Below are 12635 nucleotides of genomic sequence, written 5' to 3'. Positions count from 1 at the left end.
CCGAGTCCGGTCCGCGAGCATCCCGACTACGGGGCTTCCAGGGCCTCCTGGAGAAAGGGCTCGACCGCCGCCCGCCAACCGCCCGGCTGGTCGTAGTGCAGCAGATGCCCCGCGTCCTCCACCTCGGCGTAGTGGCCTCTGGGCAGCACTCTGACCATCTCCTGCGCCTCGGCCCGGCCCAACTCGCCGTCCAGACCGCGCACCACCAGCGCCGGGCAGCGGACCTGGGCCAGCTCCTCCCAGTGCGCGTCGTACACCCAGGGCTCGCGGGCGAGCAGCATCTGGCTCCGGGAGAAGACCGGACGCCAGCCGTCGGAGCGCTCGACCATCACCTCGGAGTAGAAGCGGCCGCGGGCGGGGCTCGGCCGCTCCAGCACCGGGTCCTCCTCGCCGAACCAGCGCTGCACCTCGTCGAGCGAGCCGAACGGCAGCGGCCAGCTCCGGAACCAGTCGCGCCAGGCGCGCTGGGAGGGCTCTCCGAGCGCGGAGGCGCGCATATCGCTGATGACCACCGCCCGCACGAGGTCGGGGCGGCGGGCGGCGAGCTGCCAGGCCGTCAGCGCGCCCATCGCATGGCCCACCAACGCCACCGGCCCCAGGCCGAGTTGGTCGAGCGCCGCCTCAGCGTCGCTGACGAACGCCTCGCGGTCGTACGGCCCTTCCGAGGGCTTCTCGCTGCGGCCGTGGCCTCGCTGGTCGAGCGCGACCGCGCGGTGCCGCTCGGCGAGCCAGCGGGCCGTCTGGGCCCAGTGCGAGGCGCGGCCCATCAGCCCGTGGAGCAGCAGCACCGAGGGCTCGCGCTCGGCGATCCGCGGCGCTGTCGGCGCCGCCGTCCGCTGGCCCGGCAGCGCTGTCCGCACCGCTTCGACGGTCTGCCCGCCGACCGCGGCGGCGGCCCGGCCCGGCCGGCTGCCCTCCGGCGGATCCGCGAACTCCCAGGCAGCGAGCCGGACTCCACCGGCTCCCAGGACGTCCGTACGACGCACCATGCTGGCTGACACCCCCATCCCTCCTCCGTCGACCTCGTGTGCCTGCATCACAGAACCACGGTATCGAACTTCTATTCGAACAAAGGGCTCGACGGGGCGAGACCCCTCGTTCGAGTGACAGTCCCCGGAGGTTGGTGGCCGGCCACCGGGAAAGACATCGAACGGGGCCGAGCGCCACACAAGTCGGGAGGAATCGTCGCGCTCGGGAGCACCACGGCCCGGCACGCTCGGGGTTCCGGGCCGTACGAGCGGGGGAGGCGACAGGGAGGGGCGAGGCCCCGGCGGAGCACCGCCGGGGCCTCGGTCCGGACAGCTCACGAGCTCTCCCGTGTGACGCCTCCCGCCACTCGAAGCTCTCAGCGCCAGGGTGACAGGTCTGCGACGGAAGTGGGAGCTTTACGTCAACTTCGGGGCGGAAGTGGCTTGTTGGGCGTCACAATGCCCCCGCACACTTCGGTCCGCACCCCTGGACGGGCGCCCGCCGAACAACCCCGCCCACCTCGCACACACGCACCGCGCGCACTACACGCACCGCACGCACCGCGCACACTCCCGAGCCCCGAACACCCCGGCCTCCCGGAGCGGGCCGCCGCCACCGGCGCCCGGCACGAGCGCCGGACCTCGGGCAGACCGCCGCACCGCCGACCCACGGACCGGCAGACCCACAGACCGGCAGTCCGGCAGACCGCCGACCGGCACAAGCAGCCGACCAACGGCCGCCGTTCGCCGCCACCGGGCACCGCGAGACCGGCCGGACCTCCTGCTGCCGCAGGGCGCCGCCGGCGCCCGGCCGCGGGTGTACGGGCCGCGCCCCGCACTCAGCGCTTGGCGACGAACACGTGCGAGGCGACCTCGGGGTTGAGCTCGGCGCTCTCGCCGCCGCTGCCGACCTGAACTCCCCCGCCGGAGCCGGGAGTCGCCGTCACCACGGAGCCGGGCTGCACGCCCGCTCTGCGCAGGGTGTACATCAGCTGGGAGTCCGTCTGGATCGGCTCACCGATCCTGCGGACCACCACGGTCTTGCCGTCGGCTCCCGCGTCGAGATCGCTGAGCGCGACCATCGCCTCGTCCAGGAAGGGGCCCGCCTCGCCGGGCTCGCCGAGCTCCTCCAGACCGGGGATGGGGTTGCCGTACGGCGATTCGGTCGGGTGGCGCAGCAGCTCCAGCACCCGGCGCTCGACCGCCTCGCTCATCACGTGCTCCCAGCGGCACGCCTCGGCGTGGACCTGCTCCCACTCCAGGCCGATCACGTCCACCAGCAGGCACTCGGCGAGGCGGTGCTTGCGCATGACGCGGGTGGCGAGCACCCGGCCCTCCGCGGTCAGCTCCAGGTGCCGGTCGCCGGCGACCCGCACCAGCCCGTCGCGCTCCATCCGCGCCACGGTCTGGCTCACCGTGGGGCCGCTCTGGTCCAGGCGTTCCGCGATGCGGGCACGCATGGGCACAACGCCTTCCTCTTCAAGCTCAAGAATGGTGCGGAGATACATCTCCGTCGTGTCGATGAGTCCGGACATTCGTGCCCCTCGTCAGCTCGTGGCGTGGCCCTGACCCAATTCTGACGCATCCCACCGACAACTGAGTCACAGCAGGTCCAACTTCCCGGTCGAGCGCTCCCGCACCGCCCGCGCACCGCTCCCCCGCCGACGTCTGCACGGGCGCCCGTCGCCCGCCGCGGCTGCTCCCGCCCTTGTTCCGCTGTGGTCCAGACCACTAATGTCGCCGCATGAGTGAGCACGAGCTGCCGGAGCGGTTCTTCGACCAGGCCATCGAGCTGCTGACCCGGGTGCGCGAGGCGGAGGCCGAGCGGATCACCGCCGCCGGCGCCCTCCTCGCGGACACCATCGCCGCGGAGAACCGCGTCTTCGCCTACGGCGCCGGCCACTCGGCGCTCGCGGCCCAGGACGTCGTCTACCGCGCGGGCGGTCTCGCGGTGATCAACCTGCTGGCCGTTCCCGGCGCGGTCGGCGTGGACGTCGTGCCCGCCACGCTCGGCAGCGCGCTGGAGCGGGTGGACGGCCTCGCCACCACCGTGCTCGACGCCAGCCCCGCCCGGGAGGGCGACCTGCTGGTGATCATCTCGCTGTCCGGGCGGAACGCGCTGCCGGTCGAGATGGCCCAGCACGCCCGCGCCCGCGGGCTGCGCGTCATCGGTGTCACCTCGCGCGCTTACGCGGACACCGGCTCGCGCCACCACTCCGGCACCTTCATGTCCGACCACTGCGACCTCGTGCTGGACTGCCACGTCCCGGTCGGCGACGCGACGCTCACCGCGCCCGGCATCCCGGCGCCGTTCGCCCCGGCCTCCACGATCGTCTTCAGCGCGCTGCTCCAGGCCACGGTCGCCTCCGCCGCGGCGGAGCTCGCCCGTCGGGGCACTCCGCCCCCGCTGCTGCGCTCGGGCAACGTCGACGGCGGCACCGAGTGGAACGAGAAGGTCATGACCGAGCACGCGGACCGCATCTTCTACCGCTGACCCGGCAGAACTGCCGACCCCGGGGCACGCCCGCCGACCCCGGGCGCGACCGCCGGCAGGGGCGTCGCGCCTCAACTCCCGTGCGCCGCGCGGCGATCGACCGCGCGCCGGCAACGGCCGCACCGGCTCACAACCGCCGCCCGGCCGGACCCGCGTCCCCGGTCAGCAGAGGCCGCGCTCCTCGGCCGCCCTCGCACGGTCGAGCGCGGCGGCGAGGTCGAGCGATGACGCCATCCGGATCGCCACGTCCTCCGCGTGCTGTGCGTCGAGCCGGTCGAACGGCCTGCGCGAGGCTCCGCGCAGAAACGTCACCACCCCGTGGTCCCGACCGCGGCTGCGGAGCAGCACGCACATCCCGTGCACCGTTTCGGCGGGCCAGGAACGGTGCTGTGCCCAGCCCTCGACCTCGGCCCCGCCGACGCTGGTGCGCACGGTGCCGCCCCGCTCCAGGCACTGGGACGCCGGGTGCCGGTCGTCGTAGGGGGCGGGGACCGCGCCCGCGGCCACCGCAGCGGTGTGCCCGCCGCCCGGCGCGGGGCTCCGTGCGGCGCGGATCAGCCGGCGGCCGTAGGCCAGGTCCACGAAGGCGTGGTCGGCGAAGCCGGCGAGCGCGAAGTCCAGTTGGAGCGCGGCGGCCTCGCGCGGGTCCTCGCACTCCGCCGCGGCTCTGGCGGCCCGCTGGAGCTGGGCGTCGCGGAAACGGGACCGGGAGGCGCGCTGCTCGGCGAGCTTGCTCTCGGTGACGTCCTGGAAGATCCACGCGACACCGAGCGGCACCGGCTGCTCGGCCAGCGGCGAGCCCAGGCGCAGAAAGCCGCTGCGCCAGCAGCGCCGGGAGTGCGGTACGCCGCCGGAGCCCGACTCGCTGCCGGATGTCCGCAACGTGACCCACATGTCGGCGAGTTCGGCGGTCGGCCCGTCCGCCATCACGTGCTGGATCGCCGCCTCCAGCTCCTCGGCGCCCGCGCGCAGCACCTCGCCGAGCGGACGGCCCAGCAGCGCCGAACGGCTCATCCGCAGCGAGCGCACGGCGCGCAGATTGACCACCGCCGGGCGCAGATCGACGTCCAGGATCACCACGCCCCAGGGCGCGTCGTCCAACAGCACCTCGCTGAGCGCGAGAGTGCGCTCAAGGTCGACCTGGGTGTGCACCTCGCTGAACGCGCAGTACACACCCGCGGGGACGCCGTCCGCGTCCCGCACACCGGCGGACTGGGTGCGCACCAGGACCCGGCCGCCGCCCTTGGTGACCAGCGCGAACTCGTGCACCTGCCGGTCCGGGGAGTGCATCGCCGACAGCAGCCGCGACTCGACCTCGTCGGCGTCGGCGCCGAGCACCGCCCAGCCGCCGAGCCCGCGCCGGCCGACGGCCTCCTCGGGGGTCCAGCCCAGGATGCGCTCGGCCTCGCGGTTCCAGTGGGTGACGCTGCCCTCGGCGTCGAAGGCGCAGAGCGCGGCATCCATGCCGTCCAGCAGTGCGGCGAGCAGGACCGCGCCCTTGGCCTGCTCCTCCTGCTCGCGCTCGTCGCGGGCCGTGAACTCGCCCTCGGAGGGGGTCTCACCGGCCTCCGCCCGGCTGCGTGCCCGGGCACGTCCGCCACGGCCCTGGCGCGCCCGTTTGCCGGCCGGACCCGACTGGGTCTCGGACATATCTGATTGAGCAGCCATGGCTGGCACCCCCGCTCGAAGTGGCCGTACGTCGTCGTACGGCCGGTACGCACCGTGCGCTTCTCCCCGTGGACCGTGACCGTCCTTCACGCACTCGATCATTCAACGCGAAAGTGACTCAGGACACATCGTCTTCGACCAAATTGTTGCACCCCCGAAATCCTGTTGCCGGGTGTGATTTCACGGGTCTAGCGTGATGGGTACACGAGAAGGGAGGTGGTTCCGGAGTGATGAAGAACCGGACGCGTGAGGTGACTGCGGCCTAGGGGCCGAGAGTCGCGCACAGCGCAGGTCGGAGCCCCTTCCGGCCAATTCAGAGCAGTCACCCGACCCGCGGTGCCGTCGGCAGGTCCGACCGGCCCCCGCAGCCCGGATCCGTCCGGAGCGCGGGGAGTGGCCCGCGGGTCGTCTGCTGTCCCGGTGCGGCCCTCGGTTTTCAGCCCTTGTCGGCCCCGCCCGGTTTGGCCGGACCCTTCCCGGCCGCGCCCTTCCCGGTCGTGCCCTTCCGGGCCGGACCCTTCCCGGTCGCGCCCTTTCCGGTCGCACCAGTCCTCCCCGCGCCCGTACCGGCCCCGTGCAGCGCGGCTTCCGCGGCGCTGTTGCTGATTCTGATCAGCAGCGCCACCAGGAGCCAGTTGGCGACCGCGGAGGATCCGCCCTGGGCCAGGAAGGGCAGCGCCTTGCCGGTCAGCGGCACCAGGCCGGTCACCCCGCCCACCACCACGAAGACCTGCAGGGCCAGGGTCACCGAGAGCCCGAACGCGAGCAGCTTGCCGAACGGGTCCCTCGCCACCAGCGCCGTGCGCAGCCCGCGCTCGACCAGCAGCGCGTACAGCAGCAGCACCAGCGTCACGCCGAGCAGCCCCAACTCCTCGCCCACCGTGGTGAGGATGAAGTCGCTGCGTCCGGCGAACCTGATCAGCCACGGCTGTCCCTCACCGAGGCCGGTGCCGGTCAGCCCGCCGGTGGCGAAGCTGAACAGGGCCTGCGCGGGCTGGTCGGAGACGATCCCGGCGGGGCGCTCGTCCGGCGGCAGGTATATCGCCAGCGGGTTGAGCCAGGCCGTGACGCGGCCCTTGACGTGCGGCTCCAACGAGCCGACGACGAAGGCGCCGACCGCTGCCATCGCCACCCCGAAGAGCACCCAACTGGTGCGGTGCGTCGCCATGTAGAGCATCGCGACGAAGACGCCGAAGAAGATGAGCGAGGTGCCCAGGTCCCGTTCGAAGACCAGCACCAGCAGGCTGAGCACCCACACCACCACGACCGGGCCCGCGTTGCGCCCGCGCGGCAGCGTCACGCCGAACGCCCGGTGGCCGGCGAGGGCGAGGGCGTCCCGGTTCGCCGTGAGGTACGCGGCGAAGAAGATCACGATCATGATCTTCACGAACTCGCCGGGCTGGAGGGAGAGCGGGCCCACGAAGATCCAGCGCTTGGCGCCGTACCGGTCGCCGGAGAAGAAGGCCGGCGCCATCAGCAGCACCAGCGCCACCGACATCACGAGATACGGGTAGCGCTGGAGCACCCTGTGGTGGCGGACGACCGCGAGCAGCAGCACGAGTCCGACGGCGCCGACGGCCGACCAGAGCGCCTGCCCCGCGGCGACCTCCTCGCCGCCGTACTCGCGCACGTAGGAGTGGTCGAGCCGGGAGAGGAGCAGCAGTCCGAGACCGCTGAGCAGGACGGCCAGCGGCAGCAGCAGCGGATCGGCGCACCGGGCGAAGCGGCGCACCGCGAGGTGGGCGAGGAGCGCGAGCGTCGAGAGGCCGAGCACGTACGGGAGGTACCCGGAGGGCAGCCTGCCCTCCAGCGCGAGGCCCGCGCCGGCGTGGCCGCCCGCCGCGATGGCGACGGCGAGAACGAGCAGCGCCAGCTCGGCGCGGCGGCGTCCGGCGCTCAGCCGACGCGCGAACTCCCGCTCGCCGTCCGCCTCCCCGTCGCCGTACGTCTCCCTGTCGCCGTACGTCTCCCCGTCGCCGTACGTCTCCGGGTCGCCGTGCGTCTCCGGGTCGCCGTACGTCTCCGGGTCGTGGTGCGCAGCCCGGTCGTGGTGCGCGGCCCGGTCGTGGTCCGTGGCCCGGTCGTGGCCGGGCGGTTGGGCGCCTTCGGGGCGGTGCTCGTCGGCGGGCTTCCGGGGACGGGCGTGCTCGGGCCCGTGACCTCGGTCGGTCTGCTGGGTCTCCTCGGGCCTGGTCGTCACTGTCGCGCCGGCAGCGCTCCGCGCGCCCGCTCCCCCGCCCTTCGCCGTCGACACCCGGTAGCGGTGTTCCTGGTCACCCGAGAGTCCTGGTCACCCGGTCGCGGCCACGAGGCCGTCCGACGGACCGGTAGACGTCGGTGGGGGCGGCGAGGTTGCGCCGGGCGCGCCACAAGTCCGAAGCGGGTGCGGTACGCGCCGGTACGGCCGGAAAGCGACGCCCCGCAACGGCGCCCCGCGGTCCGCGGCGGCGCCGCGCCCGCCCACGTCCCGAGCCCCCCGCAACGCGTCCGCGGGGCGTACGGCGTCAGGGGCACAGGCGCTCGACGTGCCAGCCGTCCGCGGTGCGCCGGTAGCGCAGCCGGTCGTGCAGCCGGTTCTCCCGGCCCTGCCAGAACTCCACCGCGTGCGGCACGACCCGCACACCGCCCCACTGCGGCGGCACCGGGACATCCTCGCCCTCGGGGTAGCGGGCGGCCAACTCGGCGTACAGCTCGTCGAGTTGCTGCCGGGAGGCGACGGTGGAGGACTGCTCGCTGGCCCAGCAGCCGAGCTGGGACCCGTGCGGCCTGGTGCGGAAGTAGGCGGTGGTCTCCGCCCGGCCGACACGTTCGGCACGGCCCTCGACGATCACCTGGCGGGCCACCGCGTGCCACGGGAAGAGCAGTGAGACGTACGGGTTCGCGGCCAGCTCGCGGCCCTTGCGGGAGCCGTAGTTGGTGAAGAAGACGAAGCCGTCGCCGCCGTACTGCTTGAGCAGCACCGTGCGGGAGCTGGGGCGGCCCTGGTCGTCGGCGGTGGAGAGCACCATGGCGTTCGCCTCGTGCAGACCGCTCTCGGCGGCCTGCCCGAACCAGCGGCCGAACTGCTCGATCGGGTCCTGGTCGAGGTCGGACTCGGCGAGGCCGACCTCGCGGTAGTGGGCACGCATCGCGGCCGGGTCGAGCGACCGGCGGGCGGGGCCGGAGGAGCTCCGGGCGGTGTCGGAGCCCTCTGCGCCGGAGTCGGTCGCGGGGCGGCCGGCGGAGCCGTGGTCGGGGCTCGCGGCAGGGTCGGCGGGGTTCACGTCACGAGGAGGCACGGGCATATCTTGCAGCATCGCCGTGGCTGGCGGACGCTGAGTCTGCCCACTCTTCCGCCGCCGTACACCAGCCGTCGAAGAACCCCGCACTGTGCCGCTTCTCACGCTTCCCCGCATGTGACGAAGGCGCCAAAATCACGGACACGAGAGCTGTGGGAGTCGTACAGCACGCAACGTCGTGCCGCGCTCCGCCGAACGCCGAGAGACCCGTGCCGACCAGGGCCGACCGAAGGAGCACCTGCGCAGAACCGAACAGCCGTGGTGCCTCGCGTCCGATCGCCGCTCGACCCATAAGCCTGTTTCCGCGCCCGTCGTGGAAACCGCTGTCACAAGGAGCTGCCTGATGTCCGACTTCGTACCCGGGCTCGAAGGAGTCGTCGCGTTCGAGACGGAGATCGCCGAACCGGACAAGGAGGGCGGCGCGCTCCGCTACCGGGGCGTCGACATCGAGGACCTGGTCGGGCACGTCTCCTTCGGCAATGTGTGGGGCCTGCTGGTGGACGGGAGCTTCGACCCCGGGCTGCCGCCCGCCGAGCCGTTCCCGATCCCGGTGCACTCCGGCGATGTCCGGGTCGATGTGCAGTCGGCGCTGGCCATGCTCGCCCCGGTGTGGGGGCTGCGGCCCCTGCTGGACATCGACGCCGAACAGGCCAGGGACGATCTGGCCAGGGCCGCGGTGATGGCGCTGAGCTACGTCGCGCAGTCGGCGCGCGGGGCCGGCCAGCCGATGGTGCCGCAGCGCGAGATCGACAAGGCGGACACCGTGGTCGAGCGGTTCATGCGGCGCTGGCGCGGCGAGCCGGACCCCCGGCACGTGGCGGCGGTCGACGCCTACTGGACCTCCGCGGCGGAGCACGGCATGAACGCCTCCACCTTCACCGGCCGGGTGATCGCCTCCACCGGCGCGGACGTGGCGGCGGCGCTCTCGGGCGCGGTCGGTGCGATGTCCGGGCCGCTGCACGGCGGCGCGCCCTCCCGGGTGCTGGGCATGATCGAGGAGATCGAGCGCACCGGCGACGCCGAGGCGTACGTCAAACAGCAGCTCGACCGGGGCGAGCGGCTGATGGGCTTCGGCCACCGCGTCTACCGTGCGGAGGACCCGCGGGCCCGGGTGCTGCGGCGTACCGCCAAGGAGCTGGGCGCGCCGCGCTACGAGGTCGCCGCGGCGCTGGAGCAGGCCGCGCTCTCCGAGCTGCAGGCACGGCGTCCGGACCGGGTGCTGGCGACGAACGTGGAGTTCTGGGCCGCGATCGTGCTGGACTTCGCCGAGGTGCCGGCGCAGATGTTCACCTCGATGTTCTCCTGCGCGCGCACCGCGGGCTGGTCGGCGCACATCCTGGAGCAGAAGCGCACCGGCCGACTGGTGCGTCCCGCCGCCCGCTACGTCGGCCCCGGCACCCGGGACCCGCGCACCATCGGCGGGTACGACGCGCTGGTGCGCTGAGGCGCCGACCCGGCGCACACCCCGTGGCGCCCGTCGTCAGGACCCCTTCCCGGTCCGGCGGCGGGCGTCGCGCGTCTGCGGGGCGGGCTGCCGGCGGCCGGCGGGTTTGCGGCCGGCCGGTTTGCGCACTGCTTCCTCCAGCAGTACGGCCCACTGGTCGACGACGCGTGCGCGGCGGGTGGAGTCGTCGGTGAGGAGGTTGGCCAGGCCGAGCCCGCGCGCCATGTCGAGCAGGCCCTGCACGGACTCCCGCACGCCGGGCACGCTCTCGTCCGCGTCGAGCAGGGCGACGGCCATCCGATGGGTCTCCCGGCCGATGCGCGCCTCCAAGTCGGTGACCCGCGGGCCGAGTTGGGGCTCGTGCGAGGCGGCGACCCACAGGTGGAGGGCGGCGCGGAAGAGCGGTCCGGTGAAGAGTCCGACGATCGCCTCGACGGCCTCCGCGACGGAGGCGGGGCGCGGCAACTCCCGCAGTACGAGCGAGCGTTGCTCGGCGACGTACTCAACCGCTCCGGTGAACAGGTCCTCGCGGGTGGGGAAGTGGTGCTGGGCGGCCCCGCGGGAGACTCCGGCGTGTTCGGCGACCACGCTCACCGTGCTGCCCGACCAGCCGCGCTCGGCCAGGCAGGTCACCGCGGACTCCAGCAGCCGCTGCCGGGTGAGGCGGCTGCGGTCCTGTTTGGGAGGTGTCACCGCGCCCATGGTGGGTCCCGTCGTTCGAGGAAGGCCGTCATGCCCTCGCGGGCCTCGTCGGAGGCGAAGAGCCGCGAGGACAGTGCGACGAGACTATCCGCCTCGCGGTCGAAGGCGGCCAGCACCTCTGCGATGACCAGGCGTTTCGCCTCCGCCAGCGCCTGCGGGGCGCAACGGCGCAGCGCGTCGGTGATGCCTTCGAGCAGAGTGTCGACCTCGGCGTGGACATCGCTGAGCAGACCGATGCGGTGGGCCTCGGCGACGTCGAACACCTCGCCCGTGAGGTAGTAGCGGCTCGCCGCCCGGGGATCGAGCCGGGGCAGCAGGGTGAGCGAGATGACGGCGGGCGCGACGCCGAGGCGCACCTCGCCGAAGGCGAAGCGGGAGGCGACGGAGCCGACGGCGATGTCGCAGGCGCCGACCAGTCCGAGGCCGCCGCCGCGGGCGTGGCCGTCGACCCGGGCGATGACCGGCTTGGGCAGCTCGACGATGGTCCGCAGCAGCCGTACCAGCGCCTCCGGGGTGGAGGTGGGGTCGGTGAGGTCGGCACCGGCGCAGAAGGTGTTGCCGGTGTGGCTGAGGACGACGGCCCGTACGTCCTCGGAGCCGGCCGCCCCGGTCAGCTCGGAGTGCAGCTGCTCCATCAGGTCGCGGGAGAGCGCGTTGCGGTTCCTCGGCGAGTCCAGGGTCAGAGTGCGGATGCCGCGCGCGTCCGCGCGGTGGACGAGTGCGGGCATGGCGGGGGCCAACTCCGTTTCGTTCGGGGGCGGTTGACGGGATCGGGCGGGTGGCGGGGTCGGGCGGGTGGCGCGGGGCACAGTGGCCGTATCGGGTGTGCGGTGCGAGCAGGCGGTGCGGTGCGGGCGGTGCGGGCGGTGCGGGCGGCGGTCAGTAGGACTTGGGCAGGCCCAGGCTCTGGTGCGAGACGTAGTTGAGGATCATCTCGCGGCTGACGGGTGCGATCCGGGCGACCCTGGCGGCGTTGAGCAGCGTGGCCAGGCCGTACTCCGTGGCGAGGCCGTTGCCGCCGAGGGTGTGCACCGCCCGGTCGACGGCGTTGACGTTGGCCTCGGCGGCTGCGTACTTGGCCATGTTGGCCGCCTCGCCGGCACCCGCGTCGTCGCCCGCGTCGTAGAGCAGAGCCGCCTTGAGCGTCAGCAACCTGGCGCTCTCCAGCTCTATGTGGGCCTGGGCGAGCGGGTGGGCGATGGCCTGGTGGGCGCCGATCGGCTCCTTCCACACGGTGCGCACCCGCGCGTACTCCACCGCTCTGCCGAGCGCGTAGCGGCCCATGCCGAGGGCGAAGGCGGCGGTCATGATGCGCTCGGGGTTGAGCCCGGCGAAGAGCTGGAGCAGACCGGCGTCCTCGTCCCCCACCAACGCGTCGGCGGGCAGCCGGACTTCGTCCATCACCAGCTCGAACTGCTTCTCGGGGGCGGCGAGTTCCATCGGAATGTGGTGGTGTTCGAAGCCGGGGGTGTCGCGCTCCACCACGAACAGGCACGCCTTCAGCTTGCCGGTCCTGGCGTCCTCGGTGCGGCCGACGATCAGTGTGGCGTCGGCGATCTCCACACCGGAGACGAAGACCTTGCGCCCGGTGAGCAGCCACTCACCGGTGTCCGGATCGCGGCGGGCGGTGGTGGTGATGCGGTGCGCGTTGGAGCCCGCGTCCGGTTCGGTGATGCCGAAGGCCATCTTGCGGCTGCCGTCGGCCAGCCCCGGCAGCCAGCGCTCGCGCTGCTCGTCGGTGCCGAAGCGGGCGATCACCGTGCCGCAGATCGCCGGGGAGACGATCAGCATCAGCAGCGGACAGCCCGCAGCCCCCAACTCCTCCAGGACGAGCGAGAGTTCGACCATGCCACGGCCGCCCCCGCCGTACTTCTCGGGCAGATTGACGCCGAGGTAGCCGAGCGCGCCGGCCTCGCTCCACAGTTCGTCGGTGTGCTCACCCTCGCGGGTTACGCGCTCGAAGTAGTCGCGCCCGTAGCGGTTGCCGAGGGCGGCGACCGCGGCGCGCAGATCGCGCTGCTCGTCGGTCTCCAGAAGTGCGTGTGCGGATACGGGAGTTGTGGCCATCAGCGTCGGTTCTC

The 12635-nt window shown here is 73.3% G+C and carries 9 protein-coding genes and 1 pseudogene; 2 read left to right on the top strand and 8 right to left on the bottom strand.

Translation table 11 applies throughout. The features are described 5' to 3' along the window. Positions 1-26: 26 nt before the first annotated feature. Positions 27-989 (bottom strand): alpha/beta fold hydrolase, encoded by a 963-nt coding sequence (locus MTQ01_RS11925; protein WP_247490013.1) that lies wholly within the window; start codon positions 987-989, stop codon positions 27-29. 818 nt (positions 990-1807) lie between these two features. Further along, positions 1808-2503: a metal-dependent transcriptional regulator gene (locus tag MTQ01_RS11920; RefSeq protein WP_247489491.1), complete on the bottom strand. Its 696-nt coding sequence runs from the start codon at positions 2501-2503 to the stop codon at positions 1808-1810. Between the two features lie 209 nt (positions 2504-2712). On the opposite strand from MTQ01_RS11920, the gene MTQ01_RS11915 reads away from it, so the two are divergent. Then, positions 2713-3462, top strand: coding sequence for an SIS domain-containing protein (locus MTQ01_RS11915; RefSeq protein ID WP_247489489.1), 750 nt, complete (start codon positions 2713-2715; stop codon positions 3460-3462). A gap of 162 nt (positions 3463-3624) precedes the next feature. Here the strand turns inward: MTQ01_RS11915 and MTQ01_RS11910 are convergent, their stop codons facing one another. The 3 genes from MTQ01_RS11910 to pdxH all read right to left on the bottom strand — a co-directional run bounded on the left by MTQ01_RS11910 (position 3625) and on the right by pdxH (position 8258). Further along, positions 3625-5130, bottom strand: coding sequence for a PAS domain-containing protein (locus MTQ01_RS11910; protein ID WP_247489487.1), 1506 nt, complete (start codon positions 5128-5130; stop codon positions 3625-3627). Between the two features lie 436 nt (positions 5131-5566). Then, positions 5567-7030, bottom strand: coding sequence for an FtsW/RodA/SpoVE family cell cycle protein (locus MTQ01_RS11905; RefSeq protein WP_374207728.1), 1464 nt, complete (start codon positions 7028-7030; stop codon positions 5567-5569). Positions 7031-7634: 604 nt separating this feature from the next. Further along, positions 7635-8258 (bottom strand): pyridoxamine 5'-phosphate oxidase, encoded by a 624-nt coding sequence (pdxH, locus tag MTQ01_RS11900; RefSeq protein ID WP_247490009.1) that lies wholly within the window; start codon positions 8256-8258, stop codon positions 7635-7637. A 493-nt stretch (positions 8259-8751) separates the two neighbouring features. Between pdxH and MTQ01_RS11895 the strand changes: the two genes are divergently transcribed. Next, entirely contained in the window at positions 8752-9852 is a 1101-nt protein-coding gene (locus MTQ01_RS11895) for a citrate synthase 2 (protein ID WP_247489485.1), read from the top strand. 126 nt (positions 9853-9978) lie between these two features. Here the strand turns inward: MTQ01_RS11895 and MTQ01_RS11890 are convergent. The 3 genes and pseudogenes from MTQ01_RS11890 to MTQ01_RS11880 form a co-directional block, all read right to left on the bottom strand. Continuing rightward, positions 9979-10554: pseudogene (locus MTQ01_RS11890) on the bottom strand (TetR/AcrR family transcriptional regulator); the annotation flags it as partial. Beyond that, complete coding sequence (locus MTQ01_RS11885) at positions 10542-11282, bottom strand: enoyl-CoA hydratase family protein (protein WP_247489481.1); 741 nt, start codon at positions 11280-11282, stop codon at positions 10542-10544. The pseudogene MTQ01_RS11890 and the gene MTQ01_RS11885, both read right to left, overlap by 13 nt. 151 nt (positions 11283-11433) lie before the next feature. Then, the gene (locus MTQ01_RS11880) at positions 11434-12621 is read right to left on the bottom strand and encodes an acyl-CoA dehydrogenase family protein (RefSeq protein WP_247489480.1); all 1188 of its coding nucleotides are present in this window, start codon (positions 12619-12621) and stop codon (positions 11434-11436) included. Between the last annotated feature and the right edge of the window lie 14 nt (positions 12622-12635).

Source organism: Streptomyces sp. XM4193, from assembly GCF_023072595.1.
Taxonomy (GTDB): domain Bacteria; phylum Actinomycetota; class Actinomycetes; order Streptomycetales; family Streptomycetaceae; genus Streptomyces.
The sequence above is the reverse complement of the archived record's forward strand: the minus strand, read 5'-3'. Positions and strand labels throughout refer to the sequence as shown.

What these genes read in the sequence shown, in the direction of transcription:
- MTQ01_RS11925 (WP_247490013.1), bottom strand. Translation starts at nt 989, where the DNA reads ATGGTGCGTCGTACGGACGTCCTGGGAGCCGGTGGAGTCCGGCTCGCT.
- MTQ01_RS11920 (WP_247489491.1), bottom strand. Translation starts at nt 2,503, where the DNA reads ATGTCCGGACTCATCGACACGACGGAGATGTATCTCCGCACCATTCTT.
- MTQ01_RS11915 (WP_247489489.1), top strand. Translation starts at nt 2,713, where the DNA reads ATGAGTGAGCACGAGCTGCCGGAGCGGTTCTTCGACCAGGCCATCGAG.
- MTQ01_RS11910 (WP_247489487.1), bottom strand. Translation starts at nt 5,130, where the DNA reads ATGGCTGCTCAATCAGATATGTCCGAGACCCAGTCGGGTCCGGCCGGC.
- pdxH (WP_247490009.1), bottom strand. Translation starts at nt 8,258, where the DNA reads ATGCGTGCCCACTACCGCGAGGTCGGCCTCGCCGAGTCCGACCTCGAC.
- MTQ01_RS11895 (WP_247489485.1), top strand. Translation starts at nt 8,752, where the DNA reads ATGTCCGACTTCGTACCCGGGCTCGAAGGAGTCGTCGCGTTCGAGACG.
- MTQ01_RS11885 (WP_247489481.1), bottom strand. Translation starts at nt 11,282, where the DNA reads ATGCCCGCACTCGTCCACCGCGCGGACGCGCGCGGCATCCGCACTCTG.
- MTQ01_RS11880 (WP_247489480.1), bottom strand. Translation starts at nt 12,621, where the DNA reads ATGGCCACAACTCCCGTATCCGCACACGCACTTCTGGAGACCGACGAG.